We start from the raw sequence: 20,760 nt of genomic DNA on the forward strand, positions 1-20,760 counted from the left end.
TTTCGGATGAACATGATGTTTTTCGTTGTCTTTTTGCTTTTTTCCATCTTAATTTTCAGGCTGGGTATTGTACAAATTGTCCAGGGAGAAGATTATCAGCGAAAAATCGAGCGAACAGAAGACGTAACAGTAAATACTAGTGTGCCACGGGGGAAAATATTTGATCGTGACGGCCATGTTGTCGTGGATAATGTACCGAAAAACGCGATCACATATACGCGTAAAAAAGGTGCTTCACAAGAAGAAATGATGAAAACAGCAATAAAGCTTGCGAAGCTGATTAAAAAAGAAACCGACCAAGTGACAGAACGCGATAAAAAAGACTTTTGGCTAATGAATAATGAAGAAAAAGCAAAAGCGAAAATTACCGATAAAGAATGGGCAAAGTTCGAAGAAAATGAACTTTCCGAGAAAGAGCTGTATCAACTGCAGCTCGACCGGATCACCGAAAAAGATTTAAGCACGCTGACAGAAGATGAACTCGAAGTGCTCGCGATTTACCGTGAGTTTACTGCCGGCTATGCGATGACTCCGCAAGTCGTCAAGAATAAAGGTGTGACAGAGGACGAGTATGCGGTAGTTAGTGAAAACCTGGCTTCTCTTCCAGGCGTAAATACAACGACTGACTGGGACCGTGCTTATGCCTATGATGGCACACTGAAAACGGTGCTTGGGAATATTTCATCTTCTCGTGAAGGCTTGCCGAAAGAAATGGTGGAATTTTATCTTTCAAGGGATTACAGCCGCAATGATCGGGTCGGGAAAAGTTATATTGAATATCAATATGAAGAAGTGCTGCGCGGTCAGAAAACGAAAGTGAAAAATATTACTGATAAAGCCGGAAATATTCTGGACTCTGAAGTGATTCGGGAAGGGCAGCGTGGAAATGATCTTGTTTTGACGATCGATATGGATTTGCAGCTTGCTGTCGAAAAAATTATTGAAGAGGAACTCGGACAAGCGAAGCGGCGGGGGGGCCACCCGTTATTAGACCGGGCATTTGTCACCATGCTAGATCCAAATACAGGTGAAGTGCTGGCGCTTGCCGGCAAAAAATACGAAGTGAATAACGGCAAAGCGGAAATGCTTGATTTTGCGCTTGGAAATATTACGACGTCATATACGATGGGATCAGTCGTCAAAGGGGCGACCGTTCTGACGGGTTATATGACCGGGGTTAATAAGCTAGGCGAATATATTGTGGATGAACCGTTAAGAATTGCTGGGACCCCCACAAAGAGTTCCTGGTTTAACCGTGGCGGTGCTATGGGCATTAACGATCAGTATGCCTTAATGCGTTCTTCCAACGTATATATGTTTAAAACGGCTATTAAAATCGGAAAAGGGAAATACCGGCCGAATAGAAGTTTGAGTCTTGATATGGAAGCATTTTCGACGATGCGCCGCTATTTCAGCCAGTTTGGTCTCGGAGTCCGTACAGGTATTGATCTGCCGAATGAACAAATTGGTTTTCAGGGAGAAGCGAGTACGTCTGGATTACTGCTTGACTTTGCGATTGGCCAGTTTGATACGTATACACCGTTGCAGCTGGCACAATATGTATCTACTATTGCTAACGGCGGCTACCGAATGAAGCCGCATATCGTCAAAGAAATTCGCCAGCCGATAGCGAAAACGGGTAAAATTGGGCCGATCGTTGAAGAAATTCAGCCGGAAGTGTTAAATCGTCTGGATGCAAGCCCGAGTGAAATTCAGCGGGTACAAGAAGGGTTTCGGATGGTCGCGAACGGCTCCCAAGGCACAGCTAAAAAGTATTTTCAGAGTGCTGCTTATCAACCGGCCGTTAAAACCGGTACGGCAGAAGGCGTGTATGACGGACCGAAGAGGGAACAGTATTTAGAAAAAGGGCAAGAGCTGCCCATGACATGGAACGTCACACTCGTCGGCTATGCGCCTTATGACAACCCGGAAGTAGCTTTTTCCGTTGTCGTTCCGTGGGCGTATCAGCATAGTGCTAATTCAGCGCCGATTAATAATAACATCGGCCGAAAAATACTAGATAAATATTTTGAATTAAAAGAGCAAAAAGCAAAAGAAGAAACGTCTGAAGTGATCATTGAAAAAGATATTCGATTAAAAGAAAGTGCGAAAGACGAAGAAGAAGAATAAAAAGCAGCCGGCAAATGATGCCGGCTGCTTTTTATGTGGAAAAATGACGATTTACAAAACGTTAACAATTTATTAAAACCCTTTTAACAGTTGTCCGTTAATCTGTTAACTGTAAAGAAAAACAAAACTTACGAGTTGGCAGGGGGAGAACAGAATGAAAAGAGTAAAAGTGTTAACAGGTGTGGCAATGATGAGCACGGCTCTGTTGCTTGGGGCATGCAGCGATACCGGGGGCGAAGGGAAAGCTGAACAATCGGCGGAAGAAAACAAACAAATGCAAGGAAACATTCAGATCGACGGCTCTTCTACTGTTTTTCCGATCATGGAAGCTGTTTCAGAAGAGTATATGATGGAACAGCCGGATGTTAAGGTAACTGTCGGCTACTCAGGAACAGGCGGCGGATTTGAGAAATTTATTGCCGGTGAAACACAAATGAGCAACGCATCCCGCCCGATTAAAGATGAAGAAAAAGCGGCTCTAGAAGAAAAAGGTGTCGATTTCACAGAATTCCAACTTGCTTATGACGGTCTTTCCGTTGTTGTAAATAAAGATAATGATTGGGTGGACAGCCTGACAATTGAAGAGCTTAAAAAAATCTGGGTTGATAATGGCAAAGCGAAAAAATGGTCCGATATTCGTGAAGGATGGCCGGAAGAAGAAATCAAGCTCTATTCTCCGGGAACAGACTCAGGGACGTATGATTACTTTAATGAAGTAATTCTTGAAGATGCACAGATCGATAAAGCAGCTGTACTGTCTGAAGACGATAACGTACTTGTGCAAGGAGTAACAGGAGAGAAGCAGGGAATTGGATACTTTGGATATGCTTACTACCTAGAAAATAAAGATAAATTAAAAGTTGTTCCAATTGATGGTGGAAAAGGTGCGGTTGAACCGACGAATGAAACAATCGAAAGCGGCGAATACGCCCCATTGTCAAGACCACTATTCATGTATGCTTCTAATAAAGCAGTAGCAGAAGACGAAGCTGTTTATGATTATTTGAAATTTACTCTTGATAACGCTGGTGCATTGTCAGAAGAAGTTGGTTATGTGAAACTTCCAGATGAAGAATACAAAAAGCAGCTTGAAACATTAGAAGGTTTAAAGAAATAATCTGAAAAGCAGATGATAGTACAAGCGGGATAGAGAATATATACCCGCTTGTGCGGGGGTTGAAAGGAGTTTTCATTTTGAAAACGAATGATAAACAAAATAGTCCGCTCAAGAGCTTGCTTGAAAAAAAATATAAAAGCGGCTTTCTGGGCAGAGGAGAAAAAGTGATTCCGATCCTCCTCTTTTTAATGGCAGCTGTTTCTGTCATGACAACGGCTGGAATCGTCATTACATTAATTGTTGAAACGTTTACCTTCTTTAAAGAAATATCATTAACTGAATTTTTGACGGCAAAAGAATGGTATCCATTCTCTGAGAGTGCCGCCTCATATGGCATCTTACCTTTGTTTGTTGGAACATTAAAAATCACTTTAATTGCTTCATTAACTGCTGTTCCAATCGGTCTTGCCGTTGCCATTTATTTAAGTGAATACGCACCCGAAACAGTGAGGAAATTAATGAAGCCCGTTTTAGAGGTGTTGGCAGGTGTACCGACCATTGTATATGGCTTCTTTGCCTTAACATTTGTTACGCCTATGCTTCGAACAATGTTTCCTTCATTAGAAATGTTCAATGCGATCAGTCCTGGAATTGTTGTTGGCATGATGATCATTCCAATGATCGTGTCTCTTTCGGAAGATGCGCTGTCTTCTGTGCCTGATTCTATGCGTCACGGCGCATTAGCGCTCGGGGCGACTAAGTGGGAAATGACTTGGAGGGTAGCTTTCCCTGCTGCGTTATCAGGAATCACAGCTTCTATTGTACTGGCGATTTCCCGTGCAATCGGTGAAACGATGATCGTTTCCATTGCTGGAGGATCAACACCAACCGCTTCATTGGATTTGACCGCATCACTGCAGACGATGACATCATACATTGTCCAAGTCAGCACGGGTGATGCCGGGTTTGGCACAACGATTTACTATAGTATTTATGCAGTAGGCTTTACGCTGTTTCTTTTCACACTCGCCATGAACATGCTGGCGCAGCGAATTTCTAGAAGGTTCAGGGAGGAGTACTAATGGAAAATGCACAGAAAAGTATCCGTACAGACGAAATGATTAAGAAGATTCCGGTCCGTCTTTTAAAGAACAAATTGTACAAAGGGCTGTTTTTCTTTGCTGCTGTTTTCACTTTCGTTCTGTTAGTTGTGCTTCTTGCCCGAATTTTCTCACAAGGTGCTGCCCATCTTTCATGGGATTTTCTTCAAAATTTTGCTTCGAGACGTCCTGAACAGGCGGGCATTAAAGCTGCTGTGATCGGGACGCTCTGGATGATGGCCGTTGTTGTTCCTGTTTCCTTATTGCTTGGTGTAGGTACAGCCATTTATTTGGAAGAATACGCGAAACAAAACCGGATCACCCGCTTGATTCAAATGAATATTTCCAATCTTGCAGGCGTTCCATCCGTTGTTTTCGGTTTATTGGGATTAACCATTTTTGTAAGGGTGCTTTTTCTTGGAAATAGCGTCTTGGCTGCCGGTTTGACTATGAGCCTGCTCATTCTTCCTGTAATTATTGTTGCTTCTCAGGAAGCGGTCCGGGCAGTGCCGAAAGAGTTACGGGAAGCGTCCTATGGTCTTGGAGCCACGAAATGGCAAACGATCTTACGGGTTGTGTTGCCATCTGCATTGGCCGGGATATTAACGGGAAGCATCCTTGCTTTTTCACGGGCAATTGGAGAGACGGCTCCGTTAGTTGTTATTGGCATTCCAGCATTCGTTGCTTTCTTGCCAAAAAGTGTGTTCGATCCGTTTACTGCATTGCCAATGCAGATTTACAACTGGACGAGCAGACCACAAGAGGAGTTCCATTTCCTCGCAGCAGCTGGAATCATCGTCTTGCTTGTTATTTTAATCTTGATGAACTCAGTCGCCGTGTGGATCCGCAACCGCTATGAGAAGAAGTATTAATCAACGGAAGAAGATAAATGAGGAGGAAATGAAATGGCATTAGTGGCCTTTAAGAAACAACCAGATAAAACTAGTAAACAACCGTCTGTTGAACGCCGCTCGGTTTACACTACAAAAGACTGCAATTTGTGGTATGGTAATCACCATGCGCTTAAAAATATTAATCTTGATATGAAGGAAAGAGAAGTGACAGCAATTATCGGACCTTCAGGATGCGGAAAATCAACTTATATTAAAACGTTAAACCGCATGGTAGACCTTGTCCCTAACGTCAAAACGTCAGGGGTAATTGAGTACCGGGGAAGAAACATTTTTAACAAAGAATTTCATGTAGAGGAACTGCGTACAAGAGTCGGTATGGTGTTCCAAAAGCCTAATCCATTCCCAAAATCAATCTTTGAAAATATTGCGTTTGGACTAAGAATTCACGGGATTAAAAATAAAAAAATCATTCATGAAACAGTAGAGAAAAGTCTGCGCCAGGCTGCCATTTGGGACGAAGTAAAGGATAGAATTCACGAACCAGCTTACGGGTTATCTGGCGGCCAGCAGCAGCGGCTCTGTATTGCCCGCTGTCTGGCTCTTGAACCGGATGTCCTGTTGATGGATGAACCAACATCAGCGCTCGATCCAGTATCGACATTAAAAGTGGAAGAATTGATTCGAGATTTAAAAGAAAAATATTCTATTATTATTGTGACGCATAACATGCAACAAGCTTCCCGTATTTCAGACAAAACAGCTTTCTTCCTGAACGGGGAAGTAGTAGAATATGATGATACGTATACGATTTTTAACAATCCGGCAGACAATCGTACGGAGGATTACATTACAGGACGATTTGGCTAAAGAAAAGCGGAATCGACTGTCCCGGGACGACAAGCAAACGGTTGACAGCAAGGGGACAGTATTCCAGCCGCCACAGCTGGCAGACTTTTGGCCTCGAGCGGCCGGGCGAACAAAAAATAGAGGCATCCCACTGGGCTGCCTCTATTTCGTCGTTAACACAACGGCCATTTCTTTCATTGTCATCGACGGGTGAATCGTATGTTCACCGACTTGGAGTTTTTCGGCATAGCCGTTTTCCGTTAAATATAAATTGAGTATTTCGCTGTTTTCAATCATGCGTGCTTCTTCAAGGAGCCGACCTATTTCGGAAGAAGACATGCCAGGCTCAATTTTGATGTTGTAGGACTTTTTGGTGTCTGTTGTTTTTTTTGCTGCATCTTTTGCGGCTGCCTTTTTTTCTTGGTTTGTTAAACGGTTCAACTCTTGCTGCAGCTGCTCTTTTTCCTGCTGTTGTTTAGCCGCCTCAACAGCTGTCCATACTGTATACTGCTGTTCTTCCAATTTTTCTATCATATCTTTTTCTGTTAGCTGTGAAGAATCGGGAGACTCCTTATAAATGAACAGGGCGAGTGATGCGGCGAAAAGACCGAACGCAAAGGCCCTCATCGTTTGTTTATTCATCTAATCACCCTTTCCTCTCAATTAAATAAGGTGCTAAAACCTGGCGGACTTGTGGCAGAGAAAGAGAGGATTGTTTCGCGATATCTTCTAGTTTTGTTCCCTGATAGTAAAGGGAAATGACTTGATTTTTAAGAATTTCATTTATACCCGCGACCGCTTCCGTGGAGGGGGCAGCTTTTTGGGCGGTACTGATAGAAGGCCCGATCAGCAATTCTTCTTCTAACACTTTTACTTTTTTCTTTAATTGGTACGTCTCCTGCAAGAATTGCATAGATAGCTCTTCCACATCTTTTTCCAGCTGGCGAGAGCGATCTTTTAAGAAGAAAGAAAGCAGAAAAAATACGGCTCCTGCGGCAGCCAGTCCAATGATTAGTCCATTCATCTTATTTATTCACCTCAATGTTCATTATAGTGTTAGTTATAGCACATTCAAGCCGAACATTCATAGTGAGGGGCAGAGCGCGGATAGAAAAAGACAAGAAGTTCTTTATTAAGCCATGGAACAGTAAAATCAGACTAGCATTTGTGGAAAAAAAGTGCTATTATAAAAAAGTCGTAAACAAGATACAAATGTATTGAAAAGTTTGGAGGGAAAAAAAGATGCGCGTAAACATCACTTTAGCATGCACTGAGTGCGGTGATCGTAATTATATCTCTACTAAAAACAAGCGTAACAATCCTGATCGTCTTGAACTGAAAAAATTCTGTTCTAGAGAAAAACGTGTTACTGCACACCGTGAAACAAAGTAAGCAGCAGGGATTTATTTCCTGCTGTTTTTTTATATAAAGAAAAGTTTGAATAGTTAATGAATGGAGGATGTCTTCCTGTGGATAAACATTTCGTGAGGCGCCAAGTGAAAGAACAATTGGCAAATATGAGTAAACTCCAATATGAACAGTTTTCTTTTCGAATTGCCCGGCGCCTATTTTCGCTTGAAGAATGGAAAAAAGCGCAGACAGTAGCGGTGACTGTTTCCAATGCTCCTGAAGTGGACACATGGCAAATTATCCGCCAAGGATGGGCAGAAGGCAAAACAATGGTTGTACCGAAGTGTGTGCCGGCATCAAGAGGTATGAACTTTTATGAACTAACGGCATTTACCGAACTGGAGACGGTTTACTCCGGCTTGTATGAACCTGATCCATCGTGCACCCGCCTCGTGGAACGTGGGCAAATGGACTTGATCCTCGTTCCCGGGCTTGCGTTTAGCCGCTCGGGCAGTCGATTAGGGTTTGGCGGCGGCTATTACGACCGCTTTTTGATGGGGTATAAAGGAGGAACAGCTGCACTCGCTTTTTCGCAGCAGTTATTGGAGACGATACCAAAGGACCCTCATGATTTGCCGGTAGCACAGGTAATTACAGAAAATGAACGGATCGTTTGCAGACCGCCGTTTTGAGTCATACTAATACGACTTACTTTACAGCCGCTTTTTCTTTTCGCTATAGTTAACAAAGAATGAAAACGAATAAAGGCAGTGATGAAATGGCCTCTTACGAAAATCATTTGTTCTGGAAGCTGGCGTATTTTTTAGTAGTGGAACAGGATTATCAAATTGTCCAAGCATATGAGAACCGCCAGGAAATTTTATTTGAAAACTTGTCGAATAAATCGGCGCAGATTATCCGAATGATTCACAGCGAACTCGATTGGGGCAGCCGGATGCGCCGTGATATCGAACAAGTGGCAACAGCAGGAGAAAACATACGCAAACAGTTAGGCAAGCGGGAGCTGACAGTTATTAATTTGTACTTGTCTCCTTATCCGCCGATCGATGAATACGAGTCTTATATAAAGGAACCTTTTTATTTTTCAAAAGGAAAGCGGACAAAAGTGACTTCCGTTTTGTTTGCCCACGGGCAATTGGATCAAGCGGCAGATTTTTTCGGACGTTTGTTTGCTGGAGGGATGGATCTTGCTTTTCTTGAAGAAGGATCGGAAGAAGAAACGGCGGCTTACCGGCGGGCTGCTTTTGCCCATTCGATAAAAAGAAGTGAAGAAGACAAAAAGGTGTTCCATTTTTCTACTCCTTTTTTTTCATATATGTTCATAGCTGCCCAGGTCGTTGTGTTCTTATTATTGGAACTGAGCGGCGGCAGCACGGATGCAGCGAATTTAATTCGCTTTGGGGCAAAGTTCAATCCGCTCATCCTTGAAGGGGAGTGGTGGCGTTTTCTCACGCCTGTCTTTTTACATATAGGCTTTTTGCATCTGCTTATGAACACATTTGCCTTGTATTTTCTCGGTACAGCGGTAGAACGGATTTTTGGCCGTTCCCGTTTTCTGTTCATTTATTTATTTTCAGGCTTCGCCGGGACATTAGCCAGCTTTGCGTTGAATTCAAGCTTGTCTGCCGGAGCAAGTGGGGCGATTTTTGGCTGCTTTGGCGCTTTGCTCTACTTCGGCTTCATTTATCCGCGCTTGTTTTTTCGTACAATGGGCATGAATGTAATTATTGTCATTTTAATTAATCTCGTGTTCGGCTTCTCAGTGCCGGGAATTGATAACGCTGGCCACATTGGCGGCTTAATTGGCGGATTTTTAGCCACGGGAGCTGTCCATTTTCCGGCCAAAAAAAAATCATTTATGCAGCTTGCTTTCTTTTTCGCAGCTGTTTTGCTGTCAGCTGGCGGTTTATACGTCGGTTTTTTAGGATAAGCTGCTCGAGCAGGCTTGTGTTGGCTGGCCACTTGTCGATTGTAGAGAATTCACTTATACTTAACGGAAAATCGTTGTAAGGGAGCCGGTTGAGTAAAATGAAAACTATGTGGGATGTACAGCAGCTGTTGAAGCGGTATGGCGTTTTCGTTTATGTGGGCGACCGTCTTGCGGATTTAGAATTAATGGAAGCAGAACTGAAAGATGTGTATCAGTCACAATTATTGGAAGCGAAGGAATTCCAGCAGGCACTGCTGATCTTACGGCAGGAGCGGCGACATGAAGAAGAGAAGAAAGCCCGCTAATAAAAAATCGACAAAAAACGAGCGAATGGATAAGTGAAGAATACTTATCCATTCGCTTTTTTTAATCACTAAAGTGAAACTTTTTTCTTTGTTATTCGTATAATTTTAAATAGGGAAAATTCAACCGTCAATCTACCATTCTACAAAATCTTTGTTTTCTCTCGTTTGCTTTTTTGTAAAAAAAGTATTAAGATTAGCTATGATGTTTTTACAGTGGCTTAACTGAAAGGCTTGAGCTGTACGGTTTGTATGAAGGAGGTAATTTAATGAAAGGAACCTTACGCAACAATGTTTCTTTAATCGCTGTTGTCGTTTTGTTCTTATGGATTAAAACGTATATTGTCTATCAAACGAGCTTTAATATTGAAATTGAAAATACATTACAGGCGTTTATTCTGTTTATAAACCCATTGAGCTTCATCATGCTCGTGATGGGAGTCAGCACGTTCTTTAAAAGCGATAAAGGCAGAAACCGTTATCTGATGATCACAGGTTTCTTACTTACATTCTTGCTTTATGCGAACGTAGTTTTCTATCGTTTTTTCAATGATTTCATCACGATGCCGCTATTGTTCCAGACAAGCAACTTTGCAGATTTGGGCAACAGTGTCACCGAAGAGTTCAAATGGTATGATATTTTCTATTTTGCGGATCTCATTTTATTAGCTGTTGTTTTAAAAGTAAAGCCGAAATTTATTGCTTTCCGTTCGATGGCGAAAATGAACCGCCGCGCTTATTTTCTCGCAGCGGCTGCGATGTTCTTTTTGAATCTCGGACTGGCTGAAATTGAGCGTCCACAGCTTTTAACGAGAACATTTGACCGTGAGATGCTCGTGAAAAATATTGGTACTTTCAACTATCATATTTACGATGTGATTTTACAATCGAAATCATCCGCCCAGCGTGCACTTGCTGACGGAAGCGAACTGGCCGATATTGAAAACTATTCAGATGCGAATTATGCCAAACCAAACGATTCTTTATTTGGAGTGGCTAAAGGCAAAAATTTAATTGTTGTATCTGTGGAATCCACGCAAGAGTTTGTGATAAACAACAAAGTAAATGGCCAAGAAATTACGCCGTTTATGAATCAGTTTGCAAAAGAAAGTTTATATTTTAATAACTTTTACCATCAAACGGGGCAAGGTAAAACATCTGATGCCGAGTTTCTTGTAGAAAATTCCCTTTACCCGTTGAGCCGCGGATCGGTTTTCTTCACTCACTCAGGCAACGAATTCAACTCCATGGCCGAGAGATTAAATGAAAACGGCTATTTCTCAAATGCTATGCATGCGAATAATAAAAGCTTCTGGAACCGCGATATTATGTATAAATCTTTAGGATATGAGCGCTTCTATGAAGTAGGCGATTACGATGTGAATGAAGACAACAGTGTGAACTGGGGAATGAAAGACGTCCCGTTTTTCGAACAGTCAGTACAGCACATGAAAGACATGCCGAAACCGTTCTACTCAAAAATGATTACATTAACGAATCATCATCCTTTCTATTATGATGAGGAAGATAAGTTTATTGATGAATTTACTTCTAAGAGCGGCACGCTCAATCGTTATTTCGTGACGGTGCGCTATACGGACGAAGCGTTGAAGAAATTCGTTGAAGATTTAAAGGCTTCCGGGCTCTATGAAGATTCAGTTATTGTTCTTTACGGGGACCATTACGGAATTTCTGAAAACCATAATGAGGCGATGAGCCAGTATTTAGGCAAAGAAGTGACGCCATTTGTTTCAACTCAATTGCAAAAAGTGCCATTTATGATTCACATTCCCGGTGTGAAAGGCAAAGTCATTGACAGTGTAGGCGGCCAAGTAGATGTTCGTCCGACGCTTCTTCACTTGCTCGGCATTAATACGAAAGATGATTTACAGCTCGGACAAGATTTGTTGTCTGAAGATCATAAAAACTTAGCTGTATTCCGTGACGGCCGCTTCGTCACAAAAGATTATGTATATGCAGATAATAAGTGCTGGGATAAAGCCACAGAACAGCCAACAGATAAAAATTATTGTGTGCCGTATATGGAAAAAGCGGCAACTGAATTGAATTACTCGGATCGGATTATTTACGGCGATTTGCTTCGCTTCTACGATCCGGATGCAGCGAAAAAGTAAAACGAACAAAAAAAGCCTGCCGAACAGCAGGCTTTTTTTGTTGTCTAGGAAATTATAGATTTGCAGGGGGAACTTTGAGGGTTTTGGATCGGCTTCCAGCCCCTCGCCTTGTGCTTGTCGAGGCTGATCAAGGTGCTTGCGCTTTGTTTAGTTAGTTAAAAACTTGATAGTTTTTACGGGCTGCACGAACGTCTGAGAAAATAAAAAAACCTCTGCTGCATAGCAGCGGAGGTTTATGTCTGGGAAGTGAATCAGACGCCAGGGTACCCTGAGTTAATAACGGTCATAATTGTGAACCAGCCAATGACTCCTAGTGTCCCAATTCCGAAAACAATACCTAAAGCATTCTTGTTTTTTAAAGCGCTCAACGTGCTGAACACGGCAAGAATAGTCACAAGAGCGAAGATAATTACTAAGCCGTTCATAGTCAAACCCCTTTCTTAAATCACTCGATATCAATTGAATCGGAGATAATTATGTAAAATCAGTACATATCCATCACTATTTTATAGTTTTTTTTTGCATTTGTCGAGTTGAAAAGTCATTGTTCTTTAAAAAGACAAGATTCACTGGTACGATAAAGGTAGTTAACAGGAAAGGTGTGGGAAGACAAAATGAATTGGACGCAATTGCCATTAGGCCCGCTGCAAACGAATTGTTACATATTATCCAATAAAACAAAAGAGTGTATCGTGTTTGATCCTGGAGCAGATGGAGAGAGGCTCGTTGAATGGCTGAAAGAAAACGGTTTGAAGCCGCTCGCTATTTTACTGACACATGCCCATTTTGATCATATCGGTGCAGTTGAACAAGTGAGGAACTCATTTGATGCTCCTGTTTATTTACATAAAGAAGAGCAGGACTGGCTCGTAGACCCAACTTTAAATGGTTCCGAACGTTTTCAATTAGGAAAAATAAGCGGCCGGCCGGCTGATCACCTCTTAACGGATGAAACATCATTAACAATAGGGGATTTCTCTTTTCAATTATTTCACACACCGGGGCATTCGCCTGGCAGTGTCTCATATTTTTTTGAAGAAGGAAATGCTGTTTTTGCCGGCGATACATTATTTATGGGAAGTATCGGACGCACTGACTTGCAGGGCGGCAATCACGAACAGCTGCTTAACAGCATTCATGAACATTTATTAACATTGCCGGAAGAAGTCATTGTTCTGCCTGGCCACGGACCAGCGACGACTATTGGGGAAGAAATGGAGCGCAATCCATTTTTAAACGGTTTTTAAAGGCAAAAAGGCTGTCTTATGTAAAGAGACAGCCTTTTTGCTTATTTAACTAAAAAAAGCCGGCCATTAATGGGCCGGCTGGCAGAGCCATCAATTAATGGCCTGCTCCAGGAGTTACCATAAAGGTAGTCCAGTACGTGTATCCTGCAAAGAATACAGTTAAGTACGCTGCGAAAATATACATATACATACGTTCAGTTAAATTTAAATAACCTAAAATTAAGAAGAATCCTGTCTGGCCGAGGAAGAGCAGTGCAGTTTTATTCATATCGCCAAGATAAAACATGACAGCAAAGATTCCAGTCCAGAATGCTAATACGCGGAACATGCGATCCATTATGTATCCCTCCTTTATTCATCACTCCATCAATATATTATTATAATGGAACGATCATGGAATTGTAAATATAACTTTTGCTCACTTTGTGACGATTGCGTGATATCTCTATTCTATCATTTAGCTCCTATTTAAGCACGTCAAAGTCAAAGACGAGCGCCTTCCGCTTTTTTGCCCCTAGCCCCTCGGGGTCACAAGCCTATCAAAAAGGTAAGGAACAAATCGTCTTGTTCTTGTCGGGGCTGATCAAGGCACTTGCGTTTTTGTTCGTCCAATGTGTTTCTGTCGTAGTATAAACGATTTTGTCCATTTTTATATAAAAAATTTGCATATGGGGGAGGAATTACAGGAATGGCGGCGAATAGTGTTAGGTAGCTTAGTTGAAAGGTGGTGAAATATAGAAGAATGGTTATTGAAGAAACGGTTGAGGAATTGCTTCAGGAAGCGCTCACGCTCGACTCCACAGATATCCACTTTATCCCCCGCAAGCACGGTTATGCTGTTCAAATCCGCTCTCAAGGTCAGTTAATCCCCCATTGTGAATTTTCATTGCGTGAAGGAGAAAGGTTGATTTCTCACTTTAAATTTATGTCTTCATTGGATATCGGTGAAAAAAGAAAGCCACAAAGTGGTTCGTTTCAGCTTGAAGTCTCCGGTTTTTTAATTTCTTTGCGGATTTCTACTTTGCCCACAGCTCTCTCGAAAGAAAGCCTCGTCATTCGTCTGCTTCCTCAGCAAGGTGTCCTTGATTTGCTTCAGCTTTCCTTGTTCCCAAACTCTGCTAAGAAACTCCTTGCTCTCTTGTCGCATGCCCATGGACTTATTATCTTCACGGGTCCTACAGGCAGCGGTAAAACAACAACTCTTTATTCTCTAATACAGCATAGTGCCAGCAAACACGGCCGAAATGTGATCACTCTCGAAGACCCCGTTGAAAAACAAAATGATCAGTGGCTGCAAGTGCAAGTCAATGAAAAAGCAGGGGTAACGTATTCTGTCGGATTAAAAGCAATCTTGCGACATGATCCTGATGTCATTATGGTGGGAGAAATTCGCGATGAGGAAACGGCGAGAATTGCGGTGCGGGCTGCATTAACAGGACATCTTGTATTAACAACTCTCCATACACGGGACGCAAAAGGCGCTGTATTCCGCCTGCTTGAATTCGGCTTAAAATGGCATGAAATCCAACAGACGCTTGTCGGCGTAACCGCTCAGCGTCTCGTCAATCTCTTATGTCCGCAATGCGGTGCCGTCTGCTCTCCTCATTGCCGTTCGGGGAAAAAGCGAAAACAAGCGACTGTTTATGAAATTTTACACGGCACTGACTTACACGCGGTGTTGAATGAAGCGAAAGGTGAAGAAAGCGCCTACCATTATCCATTGTTAAAACATTTGTTAAGAAAGGGGATCGCCCTTGGATATCTCTCTCAAAATGAATATGATCGCTGGGTATTTGAAGAAGAAAAAAGCGGGCAAATATCAAGGTGAATTTGTTTTCAGGCTGGGGGAAATGCTGCATCAAGGATTTACAATCAGCCACGCACTCGAATTTCTGTTGATGAATTTTGATCGCAATCATCGAGAATCCATTCGCTTAATTCATTCTGAATTAAATGCCGGCACTCCTTTAAATGAAATTCTCCACATGCTAGACTTTCCATCAATGATTTGCCTTCAAGTGTACTTCGCGGAAAAACACGGCCGTCTGCCAGAGACATTGACGTACGCTGGCGAGCATTGGAAAAAGGCGGAACAAGCGAAAGAAAAGTTAACGAAGCTGTTGCAATATCCGCTTTTTTTACTTTTTCTTTTGTTTATGCTGCTGTTTCTTCTTAACAGTTTTTTGATGCCGCGATTTGAAGAACTATACTCCGCTCTTGGCTTTACTCCGAGCGGAGGAACGTTTCTCCTTATTGCCTTTTTACAGAAGGCTCCTTCTCTCATCATTTTAGCTGCAGCCAGCTTGTTGGCTGGCTCTCTTTTTTCATTTTTCCATTACCAGAGGCAGACCCCAAAAAATAAGATTGTGCTGTTAATGAAAATTCCAGTCGTCTCTGCTTATTTTTCCTTGTTGTTCACCCGAATGTTTGCGAAAGAAGTGTCTTATTTGCTGCAAAGTGGCTTTGCTGTTAATGAAGTATTGCATATTTTACAAGAACAAACGAGGCATCCAATGTTGAAACATATTGCATTAGAAATGAAAAGCCAATTGGTAACAGGCCAGTCATTTGCGGAAGCTGCGGAGAAGGTATCTTGCTTTGTCCCGCAGCTTTCCCGGATTCTGCGTCATGGTGAAACAAACGGCCGGCTGGCCCAGGAATTACTCATTTTTAGTCAATTTTGCGAAACGTTAATTGAAAAAAATATAAAAAAATGGCTGGCAGTTTTGCAGCCCACTATCTTTTTATTCGTCGGTTTAGTGGTGATTGCTATTTACTTATCGGTCATGCTGCCAATGTTTCAAATGGTCGGATCAATTTAATATTGGAGGGAGAAGTCGTGAAGAAAAAAAAGTTAAGAGAAAACGAGTCTGGTTTTACACTGATAGAAATGATGATCGTTTTGTTAGTAATTTCTGTCCTATTATTTGTAGCCATTCCGAACGTAGCGAAACAAAGCAATAACATCAATAGCAAAGGGTGTACCGCTTTTAAACATATGGTAGAAGGGCAGGTGCAAGCTTACCGAATTGATTTGAAAGAATTTCCGAATTCGATCGCAGATATGGTCACGAGCGGCTATTTGCGAAGTGGTGAAACAGCTTGTCCGAATGGGGATACATTAGAGATTGGTGCGGATGGAGAAGTGTCGATTGTTAAATAAAATGATTTTACTTTTAAAAAGTGAAAAAGGATTTTCGATACTCGAAATGCTGCTGATTCTTTCAATAATGCTCGTTTTATTGTCTGTAACTGTTCTTCCATTGCCAAAGCTTGCGGCCAATTTTGAAAAGAAACAATTTTTCAACCAGCTGCAGGCCGATCTTTTTTTGGCACAGTCGTATGCTATTGCTAAGCAGGATGTAGTGGAAGTGAAGTTTCTGCCTGCAGGTGACCGCTATTCTATCCATCCGGTCACCGCTTCTTCTGTCATGCTGATTCAAAGGAACATGCCCGACTCGATCAGGCACGTTAACGGTTCTTTAGCTAAGCTGTCTTTTTTGCCTAATGGGAATACGAGCAGTTTTGGCACTGTTCACTTCAAGTATCAAGATCAATATATTTCTTTGATTTTTCAAATTGGTAAGGGGAGGTTTTATGTTAAAGAACAATGAAAAAGGCTTTACGCTTGCAGAAAGCTTGCTTTCACTGATGGTGCTTGTTACGCTGGCAGTCTTTCTATTGCCATTAATGATGCAAATGACAGGTCAATCAAAAGCGCTTTGGGAAAAACAAAAAGGTATGAGAATTCTTTATGAAGAAGGAGAAAAGCGGCTGCTTGAAGGAAAGAATTTTCACTTTACTTATCATGGAGAAGGGGAGAGGTATGATATTTCCTGGGAAACATCGGAAGCAACGGTTTGTTATGAATTTTCAGGACAAGCGGCTTGTATTAAAAAACAATAACGGCTTTACGATGGTGGAATCTTTGCTCGTTTTGCTGATTTTTATTAGCGTCGCAGCCCTTTTCCCCCTCGTATATGGAGCGGTATTTCGGGTGGAAGAGCGGCTTGATCCGGAAAGAAGATTAGAGTGGGAGCTATTCGCACTGCAACTTAGAAAGGAGATGAATATGTCTCATTCCATACAGCCGGCAGCTGATAAACTGACTTTCGTCCACGATACTGATACTATTTCCATTGAGAAATACAATGAAGGTGTCAGAAGAAGAGTGGGCGGAAGAGGCCATGAAATGATTTTACAAGAGATCTCCTCAGTCCAATTTTACTGGTGCGGTTCAGCGTTGTGCGTGACGGCCGTTTTTAAAAACGGAGAAAAGGAAAAAGCGCAATTTTGTATTTTCGATGGAGGGGCAACGTGAAAAGTTTGATTGTCAATGAAAAAGGGGGGCTGCTGCCTTATGTGTTGCTGCTTTTTGTTATCATTTGCACAGCGGCTGTGTTTGGAACAGGCATTTTTGTAAGCAAGCAAAAAACCGCTTTGTTTTTAACGGATTATTACGAAACAAAAGTAATGGAATTGATGACGTTGCAGCAGGTTCTTCCGTCACTGGACAAAGGAGAAGCGCTTTCAGGTAGTTTTCGTACTGATCGCGGGGAAGTTGTATACGCAGCCGCCCCGAATGAAGGAGAGGAATTAGTCGTCATTCATTTAAAAACATTAAAAACAGATACGTACTTTTCTTCGAGAATCATTTATAATATGGCCGAACGTCAAATCGTTCAGTGGATTGAATAAAAGTTACAGCAGAGAAAGTATATTGTTTAAAAAGGAGGAAAACTGGAAAAACTGACACCGTTCAAAGGAGGCGGTGCTTATGAACGAATACGTGAAATATTTTATGGAAACTTTTCTTAGCTATTTAAATGAACCGAAACAAGTAAGAAAAGAAAAACGGCAGCGCAAACAAGCTGAACGTTCTGCATTTTCTTCGAGGTGGTTCGGTTTACTTCCCTGGGCGCTGCGCCAGCTTTTTAATAAAAAGTAAGGCCGGCGCCTTTTGTCTATGGATAAAGCGGGCTTAAATCATCCGCTTTGCGGCTGCAAATAAATGAGTCCGCCGTTAATAATGTCCGCGTAAATTTTAGGTGAGTATTGTTTTTCGAGAGCCGCTTTTTCGATAAAATAAGCTTCAGGCTTTTCCTCTTCTTCTTCATAAAAGCAATCGAGCAGATTTAAATCCTCTGCCCACCTTTTATTCGCTTTCACTGCCCAATCATGATTTTCTTTTTCAATTTGTGCCGTTAAAAACCGCTGCAGCCGCTTGACACCGCTCTGAGGTTTAATTAAAGGAGTAATTGTAAAAGAAAAATCAGGAATTTTTGATAATAATGATTTGCGGCTCAGTGCACTCATAAAATCTTCCTGAATCGAGCCGTTGATTAAATTCAGTCCGTACGAATAAAAAATGTCTTTTTTGCGATCCGCTTCATAAGATACTTTCATATTCACTAACAGCCACGGATGGAGAGGCTGCTGACGGCCAAATCCTTTCTGTTCGTATAGGCGGATAAAACTCGCATGCCGCTTGGCTGATTGAAAAATTTGCTGCAGACGGGGAGCGCCAAAATGGACATTTTCACCTTTCAGCCCTTCAGGCGCTTTATCTTGATCGGTAATAAGCGTTAACGACAGCGGTTCTCCCTTCATGCCTGTTTTCTCAGCATAATGCCAATAAAAAGGTCGGTTCATCAGCTCTTTATCAAGTTCGGGCGTCAGTTTTACAGTAAGTGAACCTTCTGTTTCTTCTAAGAACGTACATTCCGCCGCTTTAAAATAATCTTCAAGAAATAGATGAATTTCGTTTTTCAGCAAATGATTCCTCTCCTTCTTTCCACTCTTTAGCGAGTTCAAGCGCTGCTTCCAAGTTTCTCATTTTTACTTGTAGTTCTCCTTCTGTTTTTGAATGTTGGAATATATCGGTCAAGTGTTCCTCCATATTTGGAATCTCCATCTTTTCCAAAATATCATCCAGTTGTCCGACAGCTTTTTCAAATAAATGAATTTTTTCGTAGAGCAGCTGCAAAATCCGATCTTCAATTGTCTCTTCGATGCTGAAATTATAGATATGTACGTCTTCTGATTGTCCAAAACGGTGAATCCTTCCAATCCTTTGTTCGAGCCGCATTGGATTCCACGGAAGGTCAAAGTTAATTAGGTGATGGCAAAATTGCAGGTTTAGTCCTTCGCCGCCAGCTTCTGTAGCGATTAGGACTTGCGCCTGATGTTGAAAAAGCTGTTTCATCCAGTCTTTTTTTCCGCGTTTAAAGCCGCCGCGAAAGGGAACAGAGGAAATGCCGTTTTGTTTAAAAAACCATTGCAAGTACATTTGTGTGGCCCGGTATTCCGTAAAAATAATTACTTTGTCATTAATAGATTGAATGAGCTCCAGTGCTTTTTGCGCTTTTGAGTTGTGTGTGATTTGTTCCATGTGAGATAAAATTTGCTGAAAGTGTTCAGGCAGTTCCATGCCGTCATCAAGCCATTTTTTCGCCATGTTTTTCAAAGTGAAAAAAACAGCTTCTTTACTGCTGCAAGCTTCCCTCTGTAAGGTAAGCAAAGAGAACGAAGAACGGACATCTTCCGGCTGGCTGCGGACAAAAAGCTGGAGAGCATCATAAAATGTGCGCTCTTTATCCGTGAAAGCGACTTTAATTGAATCTACTTTACGGGCTGCCCACTCAACACCAGTGTCTTGCCGACGGTTGCGAATCATCACTTTATTCATCAGCTTCATTAAGTGATGGTGATTTTGTACTTGACGGTCTCCTTTTTTAAATTGCTCGCTAAATTGACTTTCATTCCCTAAATGACCGGGCTTTAATAATGAAACAAGATGAAACATTTCATCTAACCTATTTTGAATTGGTGTGGCCGTCAGAAGCAGACAAAACTTCTTTTTTAAATGACGAATGAATTGATAGTTTTTTGTTTTATGGTTTTTTAATTTGTGAGCTTCATCAATGATGACTAAATCATAGTTCTGCTCATAAATTTTTTCTTTATGTGGACTTCGCTTCGCCATATCTATTGATGAAATAACAATGTCATATTGATCCCAGGCGTACAGCTTTTTTTGAGCGACAGCTGGAATGTAGAATTTATTGTTTAATTCGCTTGCCCATTGTGAAACGAGAGAAGCAGGGGTCAATATCAATACTTTCTTTACAAGGCCGCGGACTAAATATTCTTTTAACACAAGTCCTGCTTCAATCGTTTTTCCAAGGCCGACTTCATCGGCTAAAATTGCTTTTCCATTCATTTCTTCAATCACTCTTCTCGCTGCTTCAAGCTGATGGGGAAGAGCGGTGAGCCCGGGCAAGAAAGCAGGAGCTAACAATCCTTCGAAATTTGATACCATCATTCGTGTTTCCATTTTTACGGTTGATTGAAAAAGCGGCCAGCTTCCCCATGGTCCGTCCTGCTCAATTCTTTTCTCTAACTCTTCTTCCCATGCGTGATTAAAACACATATCTACGTTCATTTCAAAAACTCCTTTATAAAATATATTGCCGAAACCTTATCTTTAATGGTAGGATGTAAGGGAACTAAATATTAAGTCATTTTGCAAAATCCGAACGTTTTTATTTTTTTCTAAACGGACGTTCATAGTATGCCCATTTTTTAATTAAATATAGCGAATGAAGGCGAGGGGAGAGACTGTGTATACAGCGCCGAAGGAGCAAACAAGCTTTTTGTGAATCTCTCAGGCAAAAGAACTCTTGCTGGACGCACCTCTGGAGAGTGTTTCGATATCGAAACCACCAAAGAAGACACCTTGATTTATCAGGGGAAACTTTCAGGTTCAAGGACAGAGAACAACTTTTA

25 protein-coding genes and 2 riboswitches are annotated in these 20,760 nt (G+C 41.7%); of the genes, 19 read left to right on the forward strand and 6 right to left on the reverse strand.

Annotated features, from left to right (window positions below; all coding sequences use genetic code 11):
* Positions 1-6 precede the first annotated feature (6 nt).
* The 5 genes from F9802_RS01020 to pstB all read left to right on the forward strand — a co-directional run bounded on the left by F9802_RS01020 (position 7) and on the right by pstB (position 6,008).
* A complete protein-coding gene (locus F9802_RS01020) occupies positions 7-2,130 on the forward strand; it encodes a peptidoglycan D,D-transpeptidase FtsI family protein (protein WP_225435182.1) in 2,124 nt (707 codons plus the stop codon).
* A gap of 154 nt (positions 2,131-2,284) precedes the next feature.
* Positions 2,285-3,247 carry a PstS family phosphate ABC transporter substrate-binding protein gene (locus F9802_RS01025; RefSeq protein WP_152149290.1) on the forward strand — a complete coding sequence of 321 codons (963 nt, stop codon included), beginning with the start codon at positions 2,285-2,287 and terminating at the stop codon, positions 3,245-3,247.
* Positions 3,248-3,321: 74 nt separating this feature from the next.
* On the forward strand, positions 3,322-4,269 hold the full coding sequence (gene pstC / locus F9802_RS01030; protein WP_404799134.1) for a phosphate ABC transporter permease subunit PstC: 948 nt from the start codon (positions 3,322-3,324) through the stop codon (positions 4,267-4,269).
* The gene (pstA, locus tag F9802_RS01035) at positions 4,269-5,159 is read left to right on the forward strand and encodes a phosphate ABC transporter permease PstA (RefSeq protein WP_152149292.1); all 891 of its coding nucleotides are present in this window, start codon (positions 4,269-4,271) and stop codon (positions 5,157-5,159) included. The genes pstC and pstA overlap by 1 nt, the downstream gene beginning before the upstream one ends.
* A gap of 33 nt (positions 5,160-5,192) precedes the next feature.
* Complete coding sequence (pstB, locus tag F9802_RS01040) at positions 5,193-6,008, forward strand: phosphate ABC transporter ATP-binding protein PstB (RefSeq protein WP_152149293.1); 816 nt, start codon at positions 5,193-5,195, stop codon at positions 6,006-6,008.
* Positions 6,009-6,149: 141 nt separating this feature from the next.
* On the opposite strand, the gene F9802_RS01045 is transcribed toward pstB, so the two are convergent.
* Together F9802_RS01045 and F9802_RS01050 are read right to left on the reverse strand one after the other, a co-directional pair.
* On the reverse strand, positions 6,150-6,629 hold the full coding sequence (locus F9802_RS01045) for an endolytic transglycosylase MltG (RefSeq protein WP_152149294.1): 480 nt from the start codon (positions 6,627-6,629) through the stop codon (positions 6,150-6,152).
* Positions 6,630-6,633: 4 nt separating this feature from the next.
* Positions 6,634-7,011, reverse strand: a complete 378-nt coding sequence (locus F9802_RS01050) for a hypothetical protein (protein ID WP_152149295.1) — start codon at positions 7,009-7,011, stop codon at positions 6,634-6,636.
* Positions 7,012-7,229: 218 nt separating this feature from the next.
* Between F9802_RS01050 and rpmG the strand changes: the two genes are divergently transcribed.
* The 5 genes from rpmG to F9802_RS01075 all read left to right on the forward strand — a co-directional run bounded on the left by rpmG (position 7,230) and on the right by F9802_RS01075 (position 11,725).
* Positions 7,230-7,379 carry a 50S ribosomal protein L33 gene (gene rpmG, locus F9802_RS01055; protein WP_152149296.1) on the forward strand — a complete coding sequence of 50 codons (150 nt, stop codon included), beginning with the start codon at positions 7,230-7,232 and terminating at the stop codon, positions 7,377-7,379.
* A 77-nt stretch (positions 7,380-7,456) separates the two neighbouring features.
* Positions 7,457-8,029, forward strand: coding sequence for a 5-formyltetrahydrofolate cyclo-ligase (locus tag F9802_RS01060; RefSeq protein ID WP_225435087.1), 573 nt, complete (start codon positions 7,457-7,459; stop codon positions 8,027-8,029).
* 59 nt (positions 8,030-8,088) lie between these two features.
* Positions 8,089-9,288 carry a rhomboid family intramembrane serine protease gene (locus F9802_RS01065; RefSeq protein ID WP_225435088.1) on the forward strand — a complete coding sequence of 400 codons (1,200 nt, stop codon included), beginning with the start codon at positions 8,089-8,091 and terminating at the stop codon, positions 9,286-9,288.
* A gap of 98 nt (positions 9,289-9,386) precedes the next feature.
* On the forward strand, positions 9,387-9,593 hold the full coding sequence (locus tag F9802_RS01070) for a YqgQ family protein (RefSeq protein ID WP_152149298.1): 207 nt from the start codon (positions 9,387-9,389) through the stop codon (positions 9,591-9,593).
* A gap of 266 nt (positions 9,594-9,859) precedes the next feature.
* Positions 9,860-11,725, forward strand: coding sequence for an LTA synthase family protein (locus F9802_RS01075; RefSeq protein WP_152149299.1), 1,866 nt, complete (start codon positions 9,860-9,862; stop codon positions 11,723-11,725).
* Between the two features lie 251 nt (positions 11,726-11,976).
* Here the strand turns inward: F9802_RS01075 and F9802_RS01080 are convergent, their stop codons facing one another.
* Positions 11,977-12,150 carry a DUF2759 domain-containing protein gene (locus tag F9802_RS01080; RefSeq protein ID WP_152149300.1) on the reverse strand — a complete coding sequence of 58 codons (174 nt, stop codon included), beginning with the start codon at positions 12,148-12,150 and terminating at the stop codon, positions 11,977-11,979.
* Positions 12,151-12,339: 189 nt separating this feature from the next.
* Here F9802_RS01080 and F9802_RS01085 point away from each other — a divergent pair, with 189 nt between their 5' ends.
* On the forward strand, positions 12,340-12,972 hold the full coding sequence (locus tag F9802_RS01085) for an MBL fold metallo-hydrolase (protein WP_152149301.1): 633 nt from the start codon (positions 12,340-12,342) through the stop codon (positions 12,970-12,972).
* Between the two features lie 94 nt (positions 12,973-13,066).
* Here the strand turns inward: F9802_RS01085 and F9802_RS01090 are convergent, their stop codons facing one another.
* The gene (locus F9802_RS01090) at positions 13,067-13,309 is read right to left on the reverse strand and encodes a DUF2626 domain-containing protein (RefSeq protein WP_152149302.1); all 243 of its coding nucleotides are present in this window, start codon (positions 13,307-13,309) and stop codon (positions 13,067-13,069) included.
* Between the two features lie 405 nt (positions 13,310-13,714).
* Here F9802_RS01090 and comGA point away from each other — a divergent pair, with 405 nt between their 5' ends.
* The 8 genes from comGA to F9802_RS01125 all read left to right on the forward strand — a co-directional run bounded on the left by comGA (position 13,715) and on the right by F9802_RS01125 (position 17,920).
* A complete protein-coding gene (comGA, locus tag F9802_RS01095; protein WP_152149303.1) occupies positions 13,715-14,800 on the forward strand; it encodes a competence type IV pilus ATPase ComGA in 1,086 nt (361 codons plus the stop codon).
* Between the two features lie 22 nt (positions 14,801-14,822).
* Entirely contained in the window at positions 14,823-15,794 is a 972-nt protein-coding gene (comGB, locus tag F9802_RS01100; RefSeq protein ID WP_191991723.1) for a competence type IV pilus assembly protein ComGB, read from the forward strand.
* Positions 15,795-15,811: 17 nt separating this feature from the next.
* Entirely contained in the window at positions 15,812-16,135 is a 324-nt protein-coding gene (gene comGC / locus F9802_RS01105) for a competence type IV pilus major pilin ComGC (RefSeq protein WP_225435089.1), read from the forward strand.
* Entirely contained in the window at positions 16,125-16,586 is a 462-nt protein-coding gene (gene comGD, locus F9802_RS01110; RefSeq protein ID WP_152149306.1) for a competence type IV pilus minor pilin ComGD, read from the forward strand. Before comGC ends, comGD begins: the two co-directional genes overlap by 11 nt.
* Positions 16,570-16,878: a competence type IV pilus minor pilin ComGE gene (gene comGE / locus F9802_RS19475; protein WP_191991724.1), complete on the forward strand. Its 309-nt coding sequence runs from the start codon at positions 16,570-16,572 to the stop codon at positions 16,876-16,878. Before comGD ends, comGE begins: the two co-directional genes overlap by 17 nt.
* Positions 16,838-17,293, forward strand: a complete 456-nt coding sequence (gene comGF / locus F9802_RS01115; RefSeq protein ID WP_191991725.1) for a competence type IV pilus minor pilin ComGF — start codon at positions 16,838-16,840, stop codon at positions 17,291-17,293. Before comGE ends, comGF begins: the two co-directional genes overlap by 41 nt.
* On the forward strand, positions 17,290-17,670 hold the full coding sequence (comGG, locus tag F9802_RS01120; protein ID WP_152149308.1) for a competence type IV pilus minor pilin ComGG: 381 nt from the start codon (positions 17,290-17,292) through the stop codon (positions 17,668-17,670). Before comGF ends, comGG begins: the two co-directional genes overlap by 4 nt.
* Positions 17,671-17,749: 79 nt before the next feature.
* Entirely contained in the window at positions 17,750-17,920 is a 171-nt protein-coding gene (locus F9802_RS01125) for a YqzE family protein (protein ID WP_152149309.1), read from the forward strand.
* Positions 17,921-17,958: 38 nt separating this feature from the next.
* Here the strand turns inward: F9802_RS01125 and F9802_RS01130 are convergent, their stop codons facing one another.
* Both F9802_RS01130 and F9802_RS01135 read right to left on the reverse strand, forming a co-directional pair.
* Positions 17,959-18,747, reverse strand: coding sequence for a YqhG family protein (locus tag F9802_RS01130; protein ID WP_152149310.1), 789 nt, complete (start codon positions 18,745-18,747; stop codon positions 17,959-17,961).
* Positions 18,716-20,416: a DEAD/DEAH box helicase gene (locus F9802_RS01135; RefSeq protein WP_152149311.1), complete on the reverse strand. Its 1,701-nt coding sequence runs from the start codon at positions 20,414-20,416 to the stop codon at positions 18,716-18,718. The genes F9802_RS01130 and F9802_RS01135 overlap by 32 nt, the downstream gene beginning before the upstream one ends.
* Positions 20,417-20,573: 157 nt before the next feature.
* Positions 20,574-20,664, forward strand: a riboswitch (glycine riboswitch).
* Between the two features lie 3 nt (positions 20,665-20,667).
* A riboswitch (glycine riboswitch) is annotated at positions 20,668-20,749 on the forward strand.
* Positions 20,750-20,760 lie beyond the last annotated feature (11 nt).

Source organism: Bacillus aerolatus (assembly GCF_009183655.1).
Classification (GTDB): Bacteria; Bacillota; Bacilli; order Bacillales; family Domibacillaceae; genus Pseudobacillus; species Pseudobacillus aerolatus.